Raw genomic sequence first — 20,409 nt, 5'->3', positions numbered from 1 at the left:
CAAGCTGCACGCGGCGGTAATTAGCGGATCCTGAGGGCACTATTTGCGCCCTCAGCTGTTTAGCCCGGCTTCTCGGGGAACTACTGGCCCTACCTTCAGGCATAATAAAAAAAGCCGCATCAAATGCGACTTTTCATCTAACCACGATTTCTTTTTTTAAAACTACCTCCTCCGCTCTACTGAACGAGAAGCGGCATCCTATGATTTGATTTGAACAATCATTTCAATTTCCACTGGCGTGTTAAAAGGTAAATCGGATGTGCCAATGGCCGATCTGGCATGTTTGCCATTTTCACCAAAAACAGACTCAAGCAGCTCCGAAGCTCCATTAATGACATACGGCTGATCCTCGAAGCCACTCGCACTGTTAACAAAGGCTAATAGCTTCACTACTTTCTCCACCCGATCCAAATCACCCAGATGCGCTTGCAATACACCTAGCAGGTTAATCATCGTTTGTCTTGCTGCTAATTGTCCCTGTTCAATCGTCAAATCCGTTCCTAGCTTTCCTTCAAAAATAAGCTTTCCATCCTTACGGCAATCATTGCCTGATGTATAGACCAGATTGTTAACTGTTACAGCTGGCACATATTTTGCTACAGGTACACCTGGAACTGGCAACTCAATACCTAATTCTTTTAATCTGCTCGAAATTACACTCATCGTTGTCCTCCGTTAATTTCCGTATATTTGATAAACACTAACTTCTTACCGACAGAAAAGCCAAGTTGTGGAAAATGGAGCGAATCCTTTTGATAGCCGTGCTGGTACGTTTAGGATGAACGCGATTTGTCAAAAGTACAGCAAACACATCATCTTCCGGATCCATCCATATGCTGGTTCCCGTGAAACCGGTATGCCCATAGGAGGACATGGAGAACAAGTCACCCGCAGGAGAATCATGCCTATCCTTCGCCTGCCATCCAAGCCCTCTGGCCAGTTTTAAAGAAGATGTCTGATTGTTTGTCATCAGACGAACCGTCTCTGGCTGTAAGAAACGGCCTTTTGCAGTTTCTCCTAACCGAAGCATCGCTTGGCAAAGCTGACTCATATCCTCGGCAGTGCTGAACAATCCCGCATGACCAGCCATTCCTCCCATCACGACTGCATTCTCGTCATGAACTTCTCCAATCACGGTAGTGCCACGCCACTCACAATATTCAGTTGCGGCAATACGCGGGTGCAACTGTGCGCCTGGATTAAACAGGGTTTGACTCATCCCAATCGGCTCTAATACCATCTGCTTAAGCACGACATCCAGACTGTCACCAGCAATTGCTTCTATGATTTCCCCCAATATCATGTAACCCTGTGAGGAATATTCAACATCGGTGTCAGGCGCAAATCGCAGCGGAAGATTTCTCACTGCAGCCAATAGCTCCTCTTTCGTAGGCGATGTCTGATATAAGGGCTGCTGTCCAGGTATCCCGCTTGTATGCGCGAGTAGTTGACGGAGCGTCAGGTTGGCCTTATCCGTATCTTTGTAGTGGGGCAAAAAATGAGCAATCACATCATCCAAATAACATTCACCGTGCTCTAGCATAACCATCAATGGTAATACAGCGATGGGCTTGGTCACAGAAGCCAGATCCCATATACTATCCGGTTGCACCGATGGTCCGTCCCAATAGAGCGTTCCTACCGCCCCCTGCTCCGTAATTCCATCTGAATTTCCAATGGCATAAGCCGCACCGGAGAATGCTTTCTCATTACGAGCCTGCTGCAAAAACTCAGTTATTCTGCTCATTCAATCACCTGCCTATAAATTGTCGGGCAATGCGTTCATAAATGTGTACCGCCTGTTCAACTTGAGAAATCTCGACAAATTCATCAGGCGCATGCGCCTGATCCAAACTGCCTGGTCCCAGAATGATCGTTGGAATGCCGGCGATTGTCACCAGCTTGCTCATATCACAGCCCGCCCTGAATCCATACGGAGTTTGCGGTTTCCCCACTACTTGTTCAACCGCTTCAAGGGCAGTACTAACGATTCTCTCTGTTGCCATTGTTTCGGAAGGAATGGTAGCTACCACAACGTCAATTGGGTCTAGCGTTAGCTCAGGTATCGATATTTTCAATGCGTCCAGGATCTCTTGAAGCTCTGAATCCGCATCCGCGTGCGTCTCACCAGGAATCAACCTACGGTCAATGATGATTTCCGATTGATTAGGAATCGTATTTTGCCGAGTTCCTCCCTGAATCATCGTTACTACCGCACTGGCCGGTCCAAGCAGCGCATGAGGAGTAAGAGACAATTTTGTGTTCAACTTCTCATACTCCACAATGAATTTTGATGAATGGATGATCGCATTAATACCAAGCTCCGGTCGTCCTGAATGTGCAGCTCGTCCAAGGAAACGCAGCCGTCGCATATAGGTGCCTTTATGCGCAATGGCGACGTCCAACCCAGTAGGCTCACCTACAACCGCACCATCCGCCTGAATTCCTTGCTGAACCAAATGGAGCGTACCGAGCCCCCCGGCTTCCTCCCCCATCACGGCAGTAAGAACTAATTTACCGCTCAGATTTCTCGGATCGTTTGCGATGTTTTCCAAAGCTGCCATCATACTAACTAGACTGCCTTTGGCATCACAAGCACCAACTCCATAGAGCTTCCCCTCATCCAAGCTTAACCTCGGCTCAAAAGGCGGAGTTGACCACACTTGTCCTTTGGGAGAATTAACATCCATATGGGTATTGAAAACGAGACATGGACCGGGACCGTAATCCAGCGTAATAATGACATTGTCCTTACCCGGTTCAACCGTTTGACGTACGACTTGTGCACCGAAGCTCTTCGCCCATTTCTCCAACCAATCTGCTACCTCAGCTACTTCACCAGGCGGATTTGGAGTAGGATGCGATATACATGTCATTAAAGCTTTAATTACAGGGCTTGGTTGCTGCACAACATCATCTCCAACCTTGTAGTCTACTTCCATAAATCGGTCAAAAGTTTATTCAAATCATCAAAGCTCGCGTTCAATGTTAGTTCCGATTCCGCTATTGCCTGTTGAATGACCGATGGCTGCTTCAAGCCGCTTCCGGTAATAACGCATACGACGCAATCGTCCGGCTGAACGAGGCCATCGGAGACAGCCCGCTTCAGCACCGCAAGCGAGGCGGCAGAAGCAGGTTCAGCACAAATCCCTTCGTTGCCCAGCCATTGCACCGCTTCGATGATCTCCTCATTCGTCACAACTTCTGCGAATCCGCCTGAATCATAAATCGCATTCAATACCCGGCGACCTCCTTGAATCGGAGCATCAGCCGCAATACTTTGAGCAATTGTTTGGGTAGGATCACCATGTCTCTCCGCTTGCCTTGCTCCCTGTTTGAACGCCTGAACAATCGGCCCCGTAGCGCTCGGCTGCACTGCAACCATTTTGGGGAGCGCGTCGATCCACGCCAGTTGCTTCAATTCACAAAAACCTTTCCAAGCTCCCCAAATACCTCCACCTGTACCTACGGGGTGAATCATCACGTCCGGAGCCTTCCAACCCAATGCCTGGCTAATTTCATAAGCATAGCTCTTCATCGCTTCGTGCCTAGTCGGATTGATGAAATTTACAAACTGATATAAACCCAGATCCCTCACGGCTTGCTCAAGCATGGCAGAAATATCCGTCATACTTTCAAAATGTAAAGTAGCCGTATGAGCCCCGTACAAGCCAATGATTGCTTTCTTGATCGGGTTAGCCAAATACTCGACCAACACCGTTGCATCTAGCCCCGCCCGGCTTGCGTACGCAGCGAATGAAGCTCCCGCATTCCCGGAGCTGTAAGTCAGCCCCCGTGATAACCCCAACTCTTTGGCAAAACTGACCGCCAAGCTAAATCCACGATCCTTAAAACTACCAGTAGGCATCAACGCATCATTTTTAAAATACAGCTTGGACAGCCCTAACTTCTTTCCAGCGTATACTGATGGTAAAAGCGGTGTGCCGCCCTCTCCCATTGATACAACGTTAGCACCGTCCTGCAGGGGATAAAATTCATGCCACCTCCACATCGAGGGTTCGCGAGAATCAAATAACTGCGGTTGAAGTTCAACCTTCATACGGTCCATATCATACTGAATTTCCAGCAAGCCCCCGCAGCTTGGGCAAGTATTTAAAGGCTGCATTAATTCGAATCTCTCCGTGCAATTATCACAGGAATAATGAGTTGCATAAGACCAAGTCATCTGCTTTCTTCCTCCTAAAAACTGCTTAACTTTTTTTAACGCCCTTTGGCTTTCGGATTCAGTTTATCTCTCCAAATATCACCCAAAATATTGATGGCTAACACAATCAACATAATGGACAAGCCCGGGAATACGGAAATCCACCAAGCTGATTCCATATACAACTGACCTTGGTTCAGCATGTTACCCCAGCTGGGTACACTGACAGGCACGCCAAGCCCAAGAAAACTCAGTGAAGATTCCGCAATGATAGCAGACGCCACTTGGAACGTAGCAATGGTAATTACCGGTGAAAAAATATTCGGAAGGATATGCCTAAACAGCAAGCGAAAGTCACTAACCCCAATGGTTTGCGCTGCAACGACGAAATCACTGGATCGTATGCTCAAAACCTCTGAGCGAATCACTCTCGCATAGGGCACCCAACCTGTAATGCCAAGGACAATAATTAAATTATTTAAGCCGCCTCCAATGACAGCCACGATCGCTAGAGCTAATAAAATCGTAGGAAAAGCCAATTGGATATCTGCGATCCTCATCATGAGATGATCCAAAGCGCTGTAAAATCCAGATAACAAGCCTATGATCGTTCCGAGTACGCCTGATATCACTACGGCTGCCACACCTACAAGGATAGAAACTTGACTGCCATATATTATACGGCTTAACAAGTCCCGTCCCATATTATCGGTGCCCAGCCAATAGCCATCTTCGGAGCCACTAAGCCAAAAAGGCGGTTTAAAGCGCATTAATAAATCCTGTACGTTCGGATCATGCGGTGATATTTTCGTTGCGGTCACGGCCATAATGAGAAAGCCGCCAAGCACGCATAGTGATAACCAGTTAAACAGACTGCCATATTTCCCATTCACTATTCGTTTTAACGTAGGTATCCCTCCTATTTATATTGGATACGAGGATCAACAAGCGAATAACAGATATCAACAATTAAATTAACCAGTACAAAAATAGCGGCCAAAATGATGATTGCTCCCTGAACCAACGGATAATCACGGTTATAAATGGATTGCACCAGCAGTTGTCCAACACCTGGCCAAGCAAATACGGTCTCTGTTACTACGGATCCTCCCAATAAAGCTCCAATCTCCAAGCCAACGATCGTAATGATCGGTAGCAAACAATTTCGTAAAGCATGTTTCGAAATGACAACCACTGAAACCAACCCTTTGGCTCTGGCTGTACGAATATAATCAGAATCGAGTGCTTCAATCAACGATGCCCTTAACAATCTGGCAACCAGTGCCAAGAGATGAATGCCCAGCGCAAAGGCAGGTAGTACGATGTGGCTGAATCCGCCAATACCACCCGTCGGGAATATTCTCCAATGAACGGAGAACAGTAAGACGAGCACAATCCCCACCCAGAAAACAGGCATGGACTGGCCAAAAACAATTAACGACATGATCCCCTTCTCTATCACTGTCCCCCGTTTAATGGCCGAAATAATTCCGGCAGGGATAGCAACGACAAGAGAGAATAGCAAGGCTGCTCCGGCGAGTTGAATCGTCGCCGGCATCCTTTCTATAATAAGTTGCAACGTATGCTCGCCGTAGCGCAGTGAAACTCCAAAATCTAAATGGAGTAAATTCAATAGATAAATGCCATATTGCTCAATGACGGGTTTATCCATGCCCAGAGAATGCCGAAGCGCTTGCGCCTGTTCAGCCGTAGCATCCGGTGTCAGCATAATGGCTACCGGATCGCCAGTCAGCCTTGTAATTAGAAATACGACCGTCGCTACCCCAAATAAGACAAATATGGCATAAAAGCAGCGACGCAGTATATAAGAAAGCAATAGATATCACCTCCGCAGCAGACAAATCATTTAATGGATGCTTTGTACATGGACAAGATGCCGACCGGATTCGGTTTCCAATCAATATTGTTGCGGATTCCGTATAGGCCATTGATTTGATACAAATAGATGAAAGGTGCATCTTCTTTTAAAATCGTTTGCAGCTTTGTGAATGCAGCTTGTCGTTTTTGTGGATCTATGCTTTGTTCTTCTTCATCGACGAGTTTATCAATATCAGCGTTAGGATATCTGTTATAACGTCTGTCACTTTTTAGATAGGACTGAAAATTACTCATTGCGTCCATCGTCCATCCTGTATTTCCGATAAAATACATAGGTGAAGTCTTTTTCGCTACCAAATTAGCCGTTAAGGTTTTGCTGTCCATCAAGTTGAGCTGAACCTTAACCCCGATTTTCTCCAGCTGTGCCGCAATGACTTGAACATTGTTTACTTCCAAATTATCCGCATCCAATGTAATCGCGAAACCATCAGGATAACCGGCAGTCGCCAGCAGTTGCTTGGCTTTCTCGATGTTATATTCGTATGGCGCAATGGCCGGATCGTATCCGAAGTTCTCCTTAGGGACCAATGTAGACGCACGCGCAGCATTACCATCCAACACGGTTTTGATGATGGTATTCACATCAATGGCATAGTTGAGTGCCTGACGAACTTCCTTCTTGGCCAAAGGTCCTGCTTTCGTATCTAATGAAATGTAAAATGTGCGGATCCCAGGACTTGATACGACTTTAAGATCGGATTGGTTTTTCAGCTGTGTAGCCACATCGGGTTTGATACCAGATGCAATATCCACTTCCCCCGCTCTGATTGCTGCAGCCATATTAGAAGGGTTCGGAATGATTTTGAAGACAAGCTTTTTGAATTTGGCGGCTCCTTGCCAGTAGTCAGCGTTGGCTTCCATTGTAACTTGACTATCTTTTTGCCAGGAAACAAATTTAAATGGACCTGTACCAACAGGATTTTTCGCGAAATTCTCATCGCCTTTTTCCTTAATATACTGCGGAGGAACCATTGCGCCGCCAAACAACGTCATCTTATTAGGCAATATGGGATCGGGACCATCGGTAATAATTTTTACAGTTTTGGCATCGACAACAATCACTTCTTTAACCGTTTTCAGCTCAACGATCGGTGATTTCGTTTCAGGATTATTAAGACGATCGATACTGAATTTCACAGCATCTGCATTAAACGGCTCACCATCATGAAATTTCACACCTTCTCTAAGCTTAAATTCCCAAGTCGTATCGTTCAGCGCTTTCCATTCGGTAGCAAGTGATGGAGCCAATTTGTTATTCTCATCGCGTGTAACCAATGTATCAAACATGTTAATCAGAATACCCATGTCCGGTATTTTGCCTTGCTTTTGCGGGTCCAGTGTTCCTGCATCAATATCTTGCGCTACCGTTAATGTGTCCTTAGCCGGTTTGGAAGAGACCGCACTAGCTCCTTTGTCAGATGGAGAAGAGGAGCCGCCATTCGAGTTCGTGCAAGCTGATAAAGCCATAGTCAAACACATAGCTGCCAGTATAAGCTTTAATTTCACAATAATTCCTCCTAAAATGGTCTCACTGAATAGATTAGCTTACATACTCATATGACTGGACTTGTTTGATGTATAAAAATTGCTGATCCTACGACGTCTTGCACGCTGTAAATTGACCTGCTTGGATAACTGCGAATGGCTTTATGAACTGTTCAGGTGCTAGTAGTTTGCCTTGTGAATCGCGATAATCGCGACCTTCTGGACGCTGCCCATCAACTTCGAATAACGTTGCTCGATCGAGAATTCCATTGAGAGAACACCAATTGTTCATCTGTAAAATCTGTGATGGTGCAATCGTTACTGCGCCAATCACCTTTTCAAGTGGCATGCCGCATGCCAACAGCTTGGTCATCGTTGTAGACAGGTCATAAACCGGACCGCGAATATTGCGAATATGTACATCCGTACTAATGGTATGTGGCGCATATCCGGCAGCTATTGCATTACGGCATATCTCATTATTAAAACTTGCCGCCCCATGTCCCACATCCAGTTTAACGCCTCGATCGATGGCTTTTTGGAGTGCCAATACCGGTCTGCCATTTTTTAACCATGGATGTCCGATTTTCCCATGAAAGCAGTGGGTTATGACATCTCCTTCGTCCAAAAGATCTAATACGCCATCAATGAGCGGAGGCGCTTCACCGATATGTACCATAACCGGCACGCCAGCCTCATATGCTGCCAGTTTGGCTAATTGAAGCGGTTGGAGTCCCATCGATCCAACAATGGCGCCGCTCGAACGAACCTTGACGCCACAGACGAAATCGCGATTATCAGCGATGGCTTGCACTGTTTTATCTACATGAATATGATCCAAGGTTGCAACTTCACGAAGATGAACAAGCCCAATGGAGCTAATGTTTAACCATGCCTTAACTTCCGTCTGAAAAGCAGGAGCAACATACTTCCGAAGCCCCGGCAAAGTCGCTTCCCCAGCACTACCTGCATCAACAACCAAATGAACGCCGTTCTGAATACCTGCTTCGTCTGCGGGTACACTGAGGTTGGCAACACCATCGTAAACGTGTGTATGGAGATCAATCCATCCTGGACTCAAATAAAACTCAGGCTCCTGTGATGAATGATCCGGGAATGAACGATCTAGTCGGTAGCCATCCTCCGTCTTCTTCAGCAGTGCTTTGTATGTCTCTTGGTTCAACGGGTCTATAACTTTTACAAGCGTCTGATCTTTCATAACGATACACCTGCCGTTTCGTATAAATGACAAGCTGCGGAATGTCCTGGAACAATTTCTTGCAGCTGCGGTCTTACTGATTTACAAACCTCCATCACCTGTGGGCAGCGGGTATGGAACGGGCAACCTTGCGGGGGATTAGCGGGACTCGGCACTTCTCCTTGCAAAATAATTTTCTCCCGTTTAACCCTTCTTTTCGCATGAGGTGAAGAAGATAACAGCGCCTTCGTATACGGATGGAGCGGTTCTTGGTACAAGCTATCCTTATCTCCTATCTCCACCAAATGCCCTAGATACATGACACCAACGCGATTGCTAATGTGCTTGACTACGGATAGATTATGCGAAATAAACATATAAGAAAGATTAAATTCTTTCTTCAATTCCGTCATTAGATTAAGAATCTGCGCCTGAATGGATACATCCAGAGCTGAAACCGCCTCATCTGCCACAATTAACTTAGGGCTTAATGACAATGCTCGTGCAATGCCTATACGCTGCCGTTGCCCACCAGAAAACTCGTGCGGATATTTCCGCAAATCTTTCTGACGCAAACCAACCAGATCTATTAATTGATTAACCTTCTCGGATGCTTCTTTTCTGTTCATGATGTCGTTTATCAGCAGTGGCTCCGCTATAATATCTGCAACCATCATCTTAGGGTTCAAGGATGCGTAAGGATCTTGAAATACCATTTGAAAGTTTCGACGTGTGCGGCGAAGCGTCTTACCGTGCATCTTGGTGATGTCTTGCTGATCGAATAAAATGGTACCTTCCGTCGGTTCTAGAACACGCATAATCATTCGGCCCAAGGTCGATTTCCCACAGCCCGACTCCCCAACAATACCAAGCGTTTCGCCATAACCTATTTGAAAGGAAACATTATCTATGGCCTTCACATGTCCAATTGTTCGACGTATAAGTCCAGCTTGGATCGGATAATATTTTTTGAGATTGGAAACTTCTAGCAGCTGATCACTCATTATATCTATCCTTTCTGTTAGATTAGATCACACCTAGCGAACTGACCGGGCTTCACTTCGCGCAGTTCAGGCATTTTTTGAGTACAGGAGGGCTGTGCCCGTTCGCATCGTTCTGCGAAGCGGCATCCAACTGGATACTTTGATGAATCCGGTACCGTACCTGGAATCGAGTACAACATCTCTTTTTCTTCATCAAGCGAAGGAATGGATTTCAACAGTGCTTGGGAATAGGGATGAAGCGGATCCTCAAACAAAGCATCGGCTGATGCACTTTCAACCACTTGGCCCGCATACATAACAACTACGTGATCAGCGATTTCAGCTACTACACCCAAATCATGGGTTATCATCATCACCGAGGTATCGAATTCATCACGCATGCGCTTCATCAACTCAAGCACTTGGGCTTGAATTGTCACATCTAGAGCCGTTGTAGGCTCATCTGCAATTAAAAGCTTTGGCTCGCATATCATCGCCATGCCGATCATCACACGCTGTCGCATTCCACCGGAAAATTGATGCGGATATTCCTTCACGATATCCTTTGCCCTTGCTACACCAACGAATTCAAGCATTTTAACGACCTGTTCCATTGCTTGCTGTTTCGTTATTTTACGGTGTCTGAGAAGAACTTCCGACATCTGATCGCCAATCGTCAACACCGGGTTCAACGATGTCATCGGCTCCTGGAAAATCATCGAAATATCGTTTCCCCTAATCGCTGATAGTTGATTCTCCGTTAACTCAAGTAAATCTTGACCCCCAAACCAAATCTGCCCATTTACCACCCGACCATGTGGCTTTGGAACCAACCCCATGATGGATAAAGATGTCATACTTTTCCCGCAACCCGATTCCCCAACAATACAAACAATCTGCTTAGGATAAATAGTGAGATCAATACCATCAACAGCATGCACTTCGATTTCGCCTTTGACAAAATAGGTTTTTAAATTCTCAACCGATAGTAGTGGCTGAACCATCAAGTGCCTCCTTTATCTATGATTTTCATCACCGCAAGGTAATATTAAAAATTTTTATATTATATTAATTTTTTTCTTTTTATTAATATAGTCAAAAAAAAACGACCCGTCAATGCTTTTTTTACCAAGTAAGCCCTTCCAATAATAAATTACATGACATGTACTTAACACTAAAATGAGATTCCATCTATTTCCCAAAAGAAAGTCTATCACATCCCGAAAATATGTTAGATTTCATTCCATACACTTATCTCGTTTAATGAAAAAAAACCAACCAACGTAAGTAAGTTGATCGGTTTTTTATTCCTATGCTCTCGCACAATTTATTTCACGCGAACTTCATCGAGTAGGTTATAGAGAGTAAATTTAGAGATATCCAAAAACTGGCACACCTTATCTCCAGCTTTCTTAATGAGGAATGCTCCTCGTCTATCGAGAAATTGGACCGCTTTCTTTTTATCCTCTTTCCCCATATGGGAAACCGGTATTCCTATCTCGTTATGGCATTGTTGAAGCAAATAGTCCAGTAAATCACTCACATCATTAACGAATACTTCTTCCGTTTCTTGTTCCATGCTGTGCATAGTGATCGATTTAAGTGCTTTTTCAGCCATAATCAAATCAGAAATATCCATATTTATGCAAATGGCTCCGATAATCTCCTCATTATTATTTTTGAGGTAAATAGACGTAGATCGAAGAATTTTTCCATCTTTCGTTTGCGTGATATAGTTATAGCGATCACCGTCTTTGTCAGAACCTCTCAAAACTTCCAGTCCCAAATTGCTCCCACAATCACCAATTCTTCTTCCAGTAATATGTGAGTTCTCAATCCCTACAATTGTATGCTCATAATCACCAGTCAAATCATGAAGGACAACTTCGCATTTATCCCCGAATTGCGTTGCAATTCCTTTAATAATTTGCTTTAAAGCTCCAAGTTCATCGTTTATATGTTCCAATCACATCACACACCTTAAAAAAAATAATACTACATTAAAATTTTTATTAATGCATATTCTAACCTTATTTTTGTCATTTAGCAATATCATTACTGCAATACCTTTTGAAGACTATAAATCGTCAATAAGTTTTCGCTATTTTGACATCATAGTCTGATTACAGTACGACAAAACGGCTTATAATGAAGCCATTACCATGTGGTAGGAAAGGAGATTTTCTGATTAAATGAGCGCAAACAACCATGCACCAAGGCAAGCTAGCAACAAAAATTACACGGCTGCCATCGTCACCATTTCACTTGTCGCAAATATTGTTATATTACTCTTGTTCTTCTCACCGATTGGTTACAAGGGAGAGATAAATTTCGATCTTACCATCTTTCCAAGAATCAATGGGGTGTTAAACAGCTTCACCTTCATCTTTCTGCTTGCCGCTTTGATCGCGATCCTACGGAAGAACGTAAAGCTTCACAAAGGGTTCATTCTAGCTGCCTTCTCTTCTACACTGTTGTTCCTTGTCTCCTACTTAACGTTTCATTACATGTCCTCGGAGACGGCCTTGTTCGGTGGTGAAGGCATTATTCGGCCGATATATTTTTTCATTCTAATCTCTCACAGCATTCTTGCCGCCATCATCGTGCCACTCGCTTTGTTCACTCTCGTATGGGGTTGGACTAACCAATTGCATAAACATCGTAGAATTGCCCGTTGGACAATGCCGATATGGTTATATGTGAGCTTAACCGGGGTTGTCGTGTTCCTAATGATGAATCCGTATTATTAAAGGGGATCTAGAATTAAAATTGTAAGCAGCTCGGCAACTCTACTGACCATTAACATAATAGAGGCCGCCGATCATGCCGGCAGCCTCCCAATGTATGTTTATTGAACAAACGACGTTCTCCGTTAGTGTAAACGCTCGCAGACGCGCGGGATTAGAATCTAGGGGATTCTCCCCTTGCCAAATGTTTGCTAAAGATCACTCCAATCTTCATGGTTAACAAAGGAAACAAAAGATACAGGTAAACGTCCCACCATATCTGACTTATCAAGATTCCACTTTGTTTCAAGAGCACGGTTATCAGTATAAGGATTGTCTCTAGACAGACATATTTTATCCAACGGTATTTCCAACTTACCATAAGCAGTAGGGTAGTGACGAGTACAAAGGATAGATAGTAAACAATAGCGAAAGCACTGGTGTCATATGCCGGATCCGTAAACCATCCAGGCCGGTAAACCCTGCTATAGAATAACATGAAGGGTAAGAACTGGACGGTTCCAGAAAAAGGACCCAAACATAAAAAAAGCAAAAACGCGCGTGAGGCTCCTTTCCTAGCCTTAAGCATCCAGGGATACATCTTTTTTATCAACGGGAAGTAAAAGAGGAGACCCAATGAAGTATATCCAATCCGCCACCAATATAGCGAATAGATATGCAGTTTGACGAAAAGCCATTCGATCCCTGCTAGCAGAGCGATAAACCCAATTATCCAAAACCAGCCTAGTTGAAATACCGAAAGGATTAGAGCGAGGGATGGTATGGAGATTAAATTAGATGTTATAGCTCCAAGATGGCTGTCGTAATAATGATTGCTAAGCAGTTTAGGGTGGTACTCGTAGCTCCCGTTGAAGATATAGATGACGGCCTCGACGATATATAAGAGTTCAACTCCAATAAAGAATTGCATATAGGTGTGGATGCTTCGTTTTCTATAAAACACTATGACCTGTAAAATGATACAAATGAAGCTCAGACCTAAATACCAATACGAATTAGAGCTCACGCCAAACACCCCTGCATTGTAGAATAGTTCCCATTATTGTCCAACTTCTACGGAATAAATATTCACAGTGGATGTGATCCTACTCTATATTTATAACATTTTCAATATTTTATATATGTAATTCTACCGAAGTTATCTTACCGTTACTTGATTTAACAAAAGAGGAGCCTGCCACTTAGCAAACCCCTCAACTATTGAATCATGTAATCGTGCAGGCATGTTCGTAATATTACCTATGAAATCTTCCCCCGCCAAAATGTAAGACAGCACCTTTCACAAGTGCCTAAATTCTAGGAAGGTTTAATTTACATCCTCTTGCCATCGGCTTTTATGAATTCGTAAGTTTCACTTCATCCAAAGCTCTCTGCGCCAATCCGTTAACCACGATGTCATCCATCGGTGGATTATGCAGTCCTGCCCGCACGTCGCGATACATCCGCTCCAATGGTAAACTGCGTGACAAACTCGCAGCACCGACGATACGCATCGCTGTATCTACAATCGAGATCGCATGATTCGTGGCCACATGTTTGGCCAAGCCCAGCTCCGGCTTTAGCGCTTTGCGCCGCTCAGGTTCCCGGTCCCAGCGATCGGCAACCGAATAAAGCACCGTGCGCGCCGTTACAAGCGCAATTTCCATTTCACCGATTTGACGCCGAATATTCGGTAGTTCAGCTATCGGTGTGGTCAAGCTGTTCGGTCGATACTGCTGCGCGAAGTTAATCGCAAAGCTTCTAGCTGCATGTGCAATCCCAATATAACAAGCGGGAATATGCAATAGCCAGCCACCTTCGTCGGGTCTGCGCTCCTCACGTGGTGTTCCCGAACGATGAACAAGCTGGTCATCTGGCACGAATACGTCCTCAAGCACCACATCGTGGCTCCCCGTAGCGCGCATACCAAGTGTGTTCCATGTTTCTTCTACACGTACGCCAGATCCGGAACGCACAAAAAAATCCCCTGTTTCCTCCGTACCCTCAATCGCCGCCGAAACAGTAAAACATGTGAGTATCGGACTCAGCGTACTGTAGGTTTTGCGTCCACTCAGCAGCCATCCGCCCTTTGTGGCAACGGCCTTCGTTTCCGGTCTTCCCCCTCTACTCGGACTCCCTGTTGCCCGTTCCGTCGCCAAATGATTAATCAACGCACCTGTTTCCACCGTCTCTCGGCAAAACCGTGCATACAACGTTTCCGGCCAAGCATTCGTATAGCGCAGCTGATGCAGCAAACCAACGTGCCAGCCCACCGCAAGCGTTGTTGAACCATCGCCTCGCGCCAGTCGTTCCTGGGCAAGCACCAATTCGTACAGCGACGCTTCCTCTCCGCCGTAAGCTCGCGGCACTGTCAACTGCAAGTAGCCTGATTCATGAAGATCCGCGAAATTGGCGAACGGAAAGCTTCCTTCTGTATCATGATGTGCCGAACGATTCGCGAAGCGAGCGGCTAATCGATCAGAACGTTGCGCAATCTCTGCCTCTCGTCTATTACGAATATATATATCTGTTTCTATGCTCTCAGTCATTTGTCTCTCTCCTCTGCATGTAAATTTAGCCTTCATAAGAACTTGCTTTTTTAATTTAATTATTATTATTCCTAGAACTGTTCCAATAAAAAGACTTATGAATGAATACGGAATACCGAGTCCGATTAACACTAGTCCATTAGCAGGATTATCATCAACATCACGATTCGGATCACCAGTTGCTACCATGTAAAACAGATAGAGTACATAAAAGATAATGAAAGAAATTAAAGAAATTAACAGCTGCCTCCACTGACCACGAGAGACAATCAAACTGCTAATGGTATTTGTTAGAAATAACACTATACATCCCTGAGATAGTCTTGAATTTAAATAAGCTTCATTAGATCCAAATATATATTTGGGTTATAACAAGCATTTTGATTATTCATTCAGCAACTGTCGCTGCTACTCTTCGACATCCTCATAACAATTATGATGGACTTCTTGAACCGATCTTGCATATTCAAGAAAATAACTGTGGATTTCACCTTAGTAAGCTTATAGAATCCGTTTTTATGTTCGAAGACAACTTTTCCATTACTATTAACCTTCACGAAATCTAATTCATGAAAAAACTCATTTATTTTACTAATAACGATATCACTCATTACACCACCACTTTTTATAAAATTCCCCGTTAGATCCGCGATACATACACCTGATCCAAGAAAGGCTTTAAGGATGTATGAAGAAGCTTTAAAAAATCTCTGCTTTTGCTTGCTCCTTATCAGATGGCCGTAACCAGACTCTTTGGTGTTTATCTACAAAGGTGTCCACATTCTCTACATTAAACTCTTTTGACCAAGTGGGATAGCCGTACTCCAAGAACAAGGACTCACCATTACTAGCGATACTAAAAACAATATCGCTGACTTAATGGTACCACATATTGGAAGTATTGTGCCCTTTAGCTTAATAAGAATAAGAATAAGGAGCAGCTGCCGCGTGGCGAGCTACTCCCTTTAAGTCCAACAACTCATTATAAAAATGCATGAATCAAAAATAAAACAGCAAATGCTAGTCCACATCTTAAATGCCATTTCTTATCGAGCCTTCTGTAGCGGAGTAAACCCGAAACCGGTACCGGTAATAGCACGATTAATGCAAGAAGCCCGCTAATGTTGTTGAAATCCCATTTAAAACCAAACATAAACACAGCAACTGTATGGAGTATAATAAGTGCGATGGCGAGAACAGCAAATGAAACATGATATTTCTTGACAATACGGAGTAGTATAACCAATCCTTTTTTCAGATGAGCGAATTTCCCCAAAATGCCTTGTTTAATGATAAAAGCTAAAATGTAATTCGCTACCACCACGAACAGGACTATACGGGCATTGGAGCCATAATCTTTGAATATATGCTCAAAGCTGCGATTGTGTATGGTTGTTGATGGTAAATGAAAAAGACTCCACAGCTGCCATATTAGATAGATTGTGGACACAGCCATCGCACCAAATACCCATATGCGTTCTTTCTTAGGAATCCATGATTGTTTTACTTCTAAATTTTGCTGAGAGCTCATCTTAACCCCTCCCTCTCATATCCTCTTCATATCGCCTTTCCTGATATCGCTGATAATACCAAATAGAAATGGCTAACCAACTACCGCTTGCTAGAAAACCACCAAGAACATCACTTGGATAATGTACGCCCAAATAGATTCTGCTGATTCCTATCGTCATTATCATAATGATACTTATTATAATTAACATGCTACGACCAAGAGCAGTTGCAATATGCCGCCAAAGCAAAAAAGCAACAACACCGTATAAGCTAAAAGCAGCCATTGAATGCCCACTCGGAAAACTAAACCCATTTGCATCAATGATGCGATGTAAAACCGGTCTTGCACGTTTAAAAATAAGTTTTAAAGTTTCGTTTAAAATCACCGAGCCAATGACAACGCTTAAAAATAAAATCAACTCACTTCGATGATGTAAAACCTTATACAAGAAAAACAAAATGATTAGCGTAACAACGACAACTGGAACTCCTCCCCCTATGAAGGTAAAGAATTTCATAATGCTTGTAAGAGGCGGCGTTTCTAACCCTTGAACAAACGAAATGATCACCTTGTCGAATTGAACCACCTTATGATCGGTTACCAAGAACGCTATAGCTCCAAAGCTAATTGCGCTCAAGAGGCTTATAAAAAAAGCCCAGGTTAATTGTATCTTCAAATTCATTTATTCATAAATCCCCTTTATCTGTTAAAAAAATTTAATTTTTTTACTAAACTCTACTCCAAGTCCCTCAACTTCATTTGAATATGATAACTCGTAAGATATCGAAAACAGAGGTGCTGGAATGGTGAATAGAGCTCGAACAGTGGGCAGCAAATGGGTCAAAACAAAGGTGCTCTTATTAAACAAAGAACTTCGCAAATTTGTTCCGGAAACAAGAGTCTACAGTCAATCGAACCTTCTTCAAATGCTAAATAAGCATAAAATGGTTTATGTCAAACCAATCAATGGCTCTTCAGGACAAGGTGTTATTCGTGTAGAGAAAAATGAAATATTCCGTTTTCAGGCTGGCAAAACTGCCAAATCATTTGCTACGTTTCAAGGCCTATTCGCTGCTCTAAGCAAAGCCAAGTTAAACAGATCCTATCTTGTTCAGCAAGGTATTCATCTCTTAACGCACCAGAAGCGAATCTTCGACACACGTATTATGGTTCAAAGAACCCCTCATAAAAATTGGGAAGCAACTGGTTATATCGGCCGAGTTGCTCATCCCCGCAAGATAGTGACGAACTTTCATAATAGCGGCAAACCGCTGCCCTTAGAATTATTACTTGGTTCCTATTTAAAGAATCAAAAGAAAAGTGATTATATCCAAAGCTTACGACATTTAGGGTATCGAATTGCAACGCATTACCAGAAGAGTTATCCCGGATTTAAAGAAATTGGTGTTGATATTGGAATTGATAAAAATTTAAAACCGTGGGTGCTAGAAGTCAACACGGCGCCTGACCCTTTTATTTTCAACCAATTAAAAGATAAAAAAATGTTCTTCAAAGTCCTGCGGTATGCGAGAGCAAACGGCCGGTTCTTACGTGTAAAACGCAAATAATAATGGTTACTTTAGCCGCGTATAAAAGCTCCAATCCTCTTAAACAGGAGATTGGAGCTGTTTAATTTTAAGAGGGCAATTTTTGTTGACGTACCATCATTTTAACTCCCAACAAACCAAGACCGACTACACAAGCCGCGACAATTAGCCATATTGGATGATGGAAATGCATAAAAATGTGGTCCCATGCTTTACCAAGCTTTTGACCTAGAAAAACGATAACTAAAATCCAGGCCATTGCACCAAAATACGAGATACTCATAAATTTAGTGAACCGCAATTTTATCGCCCCTGCAATGAAAGGAGCAGCATGTCTAAGACCAGCCACATAAAAGCCTACTAATAGTAAGATAGCCCCGTGCTTCTTAAACTGCTCTGCCCAATTTTCTAATCTGCTTTCAGAAAGCTTAATCCACTTGGTTACTTTGCTAATCCGCTTGAGCCCAATACTTTTCCCAAGGAGGTAATTCACTGTCATTCCAGCACACGCTCCTAGCCAGGCGAAGCCGATAATGCCACCCAAATGTAAATTAGTCTTAACGGCTATATAGCCTGCACCTAGCAGGATAATCTCGATCGGTAACGGTATGCCAACAATTCCAAGGAAAAGTGCTATAGAAATACCGGCATAACCATAATGGGTGATTAACAAGATCATTGAATGATGATTCATCTTTCTTCACCTGCCTCGAATTGATCCTATCACAGGAATGTGAAAAACACATGAGAGAATCCTTTGAAACACGAATTTATCTTATGTTTGGATTGTCAAGGTATTTCCTTTCATCCGATTCTCATGATCTTCTAATAATTGTCCTTTAAGCCTCGCTGGAACTAGTATCCCCGCACATTTGTTAATTTATAGGGATTTACGGATGTGATAAGGTTGTCTCAGGTGAAAACCTAAAACACGATCCTGAAGGGGGATATCCAATCATGAACAACATGAAAACGAACCGCCTAAGCAAATCGCTATTAGGTATTACACTTAGTGTATCCTTATTTGCATCTGCTAACCTAATGATGGCGCCGCAATCCGCGCATGCTGCAAGCAATGTTTCTACAGCAGCAACAGCAGCTTCAGCAGCAACATCAATCTCTGGAAAAGCAAATAGTATCATTACAACTGGTAAACAATATTTAGGTGTAAGGTATAAATTCGGTACTCAAAAAGGCAGCACTAGCTCCTTTGATTGCTCTTCTTTTACACAATATGTTTATGGCAAAAATGGGATCAATCTGCCCCGTTCGTCTAAGCAGCAATCACAAGTAGGAACTTTTGTTGCTAGAAATCAGCTTCAACCGGGGGATCTTGTCTTTTTCTACTCACCAATTCATCATGTTGGTATCTACATGGGGAATGGAAAGGTTTTGCACACCTATGGCAGCCCTGGTGTTACGATTTCAGATATGAACTCTGGCTGGTGGAGCAAAAATTACAAAACAGCCCGTCGTGTGATTCACTAAGCCTGTATCCCTTTGTTTAACTTAAGAGCAAGGTCAGAAGACCTCTTTCAGTTCTCCAACTGAAGGAGGTCCTTTTCCTATGGCAGAACATCCCGCTATCTTGGTACATAAGATGTAAGGCGATTAATTTAAACACCTTGAAAAGAGTGGTGTTCATGTCAAATAGAATACTTGTCATCGAAGATGAAGAAAAAATAGCAAGGCTGCTGCAATTAGAACTCACACATGCCGGGTATCTTGTAGAGTTAGCTTCAGATGGCTCAGAAGGACTACGAAAAGCATTGAATGATAAGTGGGACCTCATTCTTCTAGATATTCTGCTTCCTGTATTTAACGGTTTTGAACTGATTAAATCCTTTCGCAAGAAGAATTCAGAAACACCTATTATTGTGGTAACGGCCTGCGATACCCCCTCGGATATTGTGAATGGACTTGATTTGGGGAGCCAGGATTATATAACAAAACCCTTTCACTTGGAAGAGCTGCTCGCTCGGATTCGCGCTTGCATGCGCCGCCAAAATCAATTCCAACAAACCGATGACGAGCTTAATAAGCATGACTCCATGATCTATACGGTGAAAGGAACAAACGTGAATCTTCGGTCTAGAGAAGTGTTACAGAATGATATTAAGATTGACTTTACACCAAAAGAATTTGAACTCCTCGTCTATTTGATCGAACATCAGAATGAAATCCTTAGTCGGGAACAAATCATGAACGATGTATGGGGTTACGATTTCCTAGGGAATTCAAATCTGGTGGATGTATATATTCGATATGTCCGCAAAAAGCTACTTGCGCCTTACCCAAATATTCGAACAATCCGTGGTGTTGGGTACCTCTTGGAGGTCTAATT

19 protein-coding genes are annotated in these 20,409 nt (G+C 43.4%); 4 read left to right on the top strand and 15 right to left on the bottom strand.

Annotated elements, in window-relative coordinates; genetic code table 11:
* Nucleotides 1-198: 198 nt before the first annotated feature.
* The 11 genes from ACUN27_RS10355 to ACUN27_RS10305 form a co-directional block, all read right to left on the bottom strand.
* Nucleotides 199-663 (bottom strand): RidA family protein, encoded by a 465-nt coding sequence (locus tag ACUN27_RS10355; RefSeq protein WP_326062373.1) that lies wholly within the window; start codon nucleotides 661-663, stop codon nucleotides 199-201.
* A gap of 37 nt (nucleotides 664-700) precedes the next feature.
* Entirely contained in the window at nucleotides 701-1,747 is a 1,047-nt protein-coding gene (locus tag ACUN27_RS10350) for a serine hydrolase domain-containing protein (protein ID WP_326062372.1), read from the bottom strand.
* A 4-nt stretch (nucleotides 1,748-1,751) separates the two neighbouring features.
* The gene (locus tag ACUN27_RS10345) at nucleotides 1,752-2,909 is read right to left on the bottom strand and encodes a M20 family metallopeptidase (protein WP_326062371.1); all 1,158 of its coding nucleotides are present in this window, start codon (nucleotides 2,907-2,909) and stop codon (nucleotides 1,752-1,754) included.
* A gap of 23 nt (nucleotides 2,910-2,932) precedes the next feature.
* The gene (locus tag ACUN27_RS10340) at nucleotides 2,933-4,186 is read right to left on the bottom strand and encodes a threonine synthase (RefSeq protein ID WP_445558838.1); all 1,254 of its coding nucleotides are present in this window, start codon (nucleotides 4,184-4,186) and stop codon (nucleotides 2,933-2,935) included.
* Nucleotides 4,187-4,221: 35 nt separating this feature from the next.
* Nucleotides 4,222-5,058 carry an ABC transporter permease gene (locus ACUN27_RS10335; protein ID WP_315951558.1) on the bottom strand — a complete coding sequence of 279 codons (837 nt, stop codon included), beginning with the start codon at nucleotides 5,056-5,058 and terminating at the stop codon, nucleotides 4,222-4,224.
* A 26-nt stretch (nucleotides 5,059-5,084) separates the two neighbouring features.
* The gene (locus ACUN27_RS10330) at nucleotides 5,085-6,002 is read right to left on the bottom strand and encodes an ABC transporter permease (protein ID WP_315951560.1); all 918 of its coding nucleotides are present in this window, start codon (nucleotides 6,000-6,002) and stop codon (nucleotides 5,085-5,087) included.
* Between the two features lie 26 nt (nucleotides 6,003-6,028).
* Complete coding sequence (locus ACUN27_RS10325) at nucleotides 6,029-7,570, bottom strand: ABC transporter substrate-binding protein (RefSeq protein ID WP_315951562.1); 1,542 nt, start codon at nucleotides 7,568-7,570, stop codon at nucleotides 6,029-6,031.
* Between the two features lie 88 nt (nucleotides 7,571-7,658).
* Nucleotides 7,659-8,768 carry an amidohydrolase/deacetylase family metallohydrolase gene (locus ACUN27_RS10320; RefSeq protein WP_445558837.1) on the bottom strand — a complete coding sequence of 370 codons (1,110 nt, stop codon included), beginning with the start codon at nucleotides 8,766-8,768 and terminating at the stop codon, nucleotides 7,659-7,661.
* Nucleotides 8,765-9,751, bottom strand: a complete 987-nt coding sequence (locus ACUN27_RS10315; protein WP_445558836.1) for an ABC transporter ATP-binding protein — start codon at nucleotides 9,749-9,751, stop codon at nucleotides 8,765-8,767. The genes ACUN27_RS10320 and ACUN27_RS10315 overlap by 4 nt, the downstream gene beginning before the upstream one ends.
* A gap of 17 nt (nucleotides 9,752-9,768) precedes the next feature.
* Nucleotides 9,769-10,734 (bottom strand): ABC transporter ATP-binding protein, encoded by a 966-nt coding sequence (locus ACUN27_RS10310; protein WP_445558835.1) that lies wholly within the window; start codon nucleotides 10,732-10,734, stop codon nucleotides 9,769-9,771.
* A gap of 323 nt (nucleotides 10,735-11,057) precedes the next feature.
* The gene (locus ACUN27_RS10305; protein WP_315951569.1) at nucleotides 11,058-11,696 is read right to left on the bottom strand and encodes a helix-turn-helix transcriptional regulator; all 639 of its coding nucleotides are present in this window, start codon (nucleotides 11,694-11,696) and stop codon (nucleotides 11,058-11,060) included.
* Between the two features lie 226 nt (nucleotides 11,697-11,922).
* Between ACUN27_RS10305 and ACUN27_RS10300 the strand changes: the two genes are divergently transcribed.
* Nucleotides 11,923-12,480 (top strand): DUF420 domain-containing protein, encoded by a 558-nt coding sequence (locus ACUN27_RS10300; protein ID WP_315951570.1) that lies wholly within the window; start codon nucleotides 11,923-11,925, stop codon nucleotides 12,478-12,480.
* Nucleotides 12,481-13,811: 1,331 nt separating this feature from the next.
* Here ACUN27_RS10300 and ACUN27_RS10295 read toward each other — a convergent pair.
* The 3 genes from ACUN27_RS10295 to ACUN27_RS10285 all read right to left on the bottom strand — a co-directional run bounded on the left by ACUN27_RS10295 (nucleotide 13,812) and on the right by ACUN27_RS10285 (nucleotide 17,200).
* Entirely contained in the window at nucleotides 13,812-15,005 is a 1,194-nt protein-coding gene (locus ACUN27_RS10295; RefSeq protein WP_445558834.1) for an acyl-CoA dehydrogenase family protein, read from the bottom strand.
* A gap of 982 nt (nucleotides 15,006-15,987) precedes the next feature.
* Nucleotides 15,988-16,536 (bottom strand): hypothetical protein, encoded by a 549-nt coding sequence (locus ACUN27_RS10290; RefSeq protein WP_315951573.1) that lies wholly within the window; start codon nucleotides 16,534-16,536, stop codon nucleotides 15,988-15,990.
* Between the two features lies 1 nt (nucleotide 16,537).
* On the bottom strand, nucleotides 16,538-17,200 hold the full coding sequence (locus tag ACUN27_RS10285) for a phosphatase PAP2 family protein (RefSeq protein WP_326062364.1): 663 nt from the start codon (nucleotides 17,198-17,200) through the stop codon (nucleotides 16,538-16,540).
* A gap of 121 nt (nucleotides 17,201-17,321) precedes the next feature.
* On the opposite strand from ACUN27_RS10285, the gene ACUN27_RS10280 reads away from it, so the two are divergent.
* On the top strand, nucleotides 17,322-18,086 hold the full coding sequence (locus ACUN27_RS10280; protein ID WP_445558833.1) for a YheC/YheD family protein: 765 nt from the start codon (nucleotides 17,322-17,324) through the stop codon (nucleotides 18,084-18,086).
* A 67-nt stretch (nucleotides 18,087-18,153) separates the two neighbouring features.
* Here the strand turns inward: ACUN27_RS10280 and ACUN27_RS10275 are convergent, their stop codons facing one another.
* Entirely contained in the window at nucleotides 18,154-18,759 is a 606-nt protein-coding gene (locus ACUN27_RS10275; protein ID WP_315951579.1) for a DedA family protein, read from the bottom strand.
* 263 nt (nucleotides 18,760-19,022) lie between these two features.
* Here ACUN27_RS10275 and ACUN27_RS10270 point away from each other — a divergent pair, with 263 nt between their 5' ends.
* Both ACUN27_RS10270 and ACUN27_RS10265 read left to right on the top strand, forming a co-directional pair.
* On the top strand, nucleotides 19,023-19,553 hold the full coding sequence (locus ACUN27_RS10270; RefSeq protein WP_418936931.1) for a C40 family peptidase: 531 nt from the start codon (nucleotides 19,023-19,025) through the stop codon (nucleotides 19,551-19,553).
* Between the two features lie 155 nt (nucleotides 19,554-19,708).
* Complete coding sequence (locus tag ACUN27_RS10265) at nucleotides 19,709-20,407, top strand: response regulator transcription factor (protein WP_315951581.1); 699 nt, start codon at nucleotides 19,709-19,711, stop codon at nucleotides 20,405-20,407.
* Nucleotides 20,408-20,409: the final 2 nt, after the last annotated feature.

The sequence above is a fragment of the Paenibacillus sp. WC2504 genome, assembly GCF_052682475.1.
Note: the sequence above shows the minus strand (reverse complement) of the source record. Positions and strands in the feature narration are given on the sequence as shown.

Bases quoted from the DNA above. Each gene is read 5' to 3' on its own strand.
- ACUN27_RS10290 (WP_315951573.1), bottom strand. From the start codon at position 16,536: ATGAGCTCTCAGCAAAATTTAGAAGTAAAACAATCATGGATTCCTAAG.
- ACUN27_RS10285 (WP_326062364.1), bottom strand. From the start codon at position 17,200: ATGAATTTGAAGATACAATTAACCTGGGCTTTTTTTATAAGCCTCTTG.
- ACUN27_RS10265 (WP_315951581.1), top strand. From the start codon at position 19,709: ATGTCAAATAGAATACTTGTCATCGAAGATGAAGAAAAAATAGCAAGG.
- ACUN27_RS10320 (WP_445558837.1), bottom strand. From the start codon at position 8,768: ATGAAAGATCAGACGCTTGTAAAAGTTATAGACCCGTTGAACCAAGAG.
- ACUN27_RS10355 (WP_326062373.1), bottom strand. From the start codon at position 663: ATGAGTGTAATTTCGAGCAGATTAAAAGAATTAGGTATTGAGTTGCCA.
- ACUN27_RS10315 (WP_445558836.1), bottom strand. From the start codon at position 9,751: ATGAGTGATCAGCTGCTAGAAGTTTCCAATCTCAAAAAATATTATCCG.
- ACUN27_RS10340 (WP_445558838.1), bottom strand. From the start codon at position 4,186: ATGACTTGGTCTTATGCAACTCATTATTCCTGTGATAATTGCACGGAG.
- ACUN27_RS10295 (WP_445558834.1), bottom strand. From the start codon at position 15,005: ATGACTGAGAGCATAGAAACAGATATATATATTCGTAATAGACGAGAG.
- ACUN27_RS10270 (WP_418936931.1), top strand. From the start codon at position 19,023: ATGAACAACATGAAAACGAACCGCCTAAGCAAATCGCTATTAGGTATT.
- ACUN27_RS10300 (WP_315951570.1), top strand. From the start codon at position 11,923: ATGAGCGCAAACAACCATGCACCAAGGCAAGCTAGCAACAAAAATTAC.
- ACUN27_RS10350 (WP_326062372.1), bottom strand. From the start codon at position 1,747: ATGAGCAGAATAACTGAGTTTTTGCAGCAGGCTCGTAATGAGAAAGCA.
- ACUN27_RS10310 (WP_445558835.1), bottom strand. From the start codon at position 10,734: ATGGTTCAGCCACTACTATCGGTTGAGAATTTAAAAACCTATTTTGTC.
- ACUN27_RS10275 (WP_315951579.1), bottom strand. From the start codon at position 18,759: ATGAATCATCATTCAATGATCTTGTTAATCACCCATTATGGTTATGCC.
- ACUN27_RS10280 (WP_445558833.1), top strand. From the start codon at position 17,322: ATGGTGAATAGAGCTCGAACAGTGGGCAGCAAATGGGTCAAAACAAAG.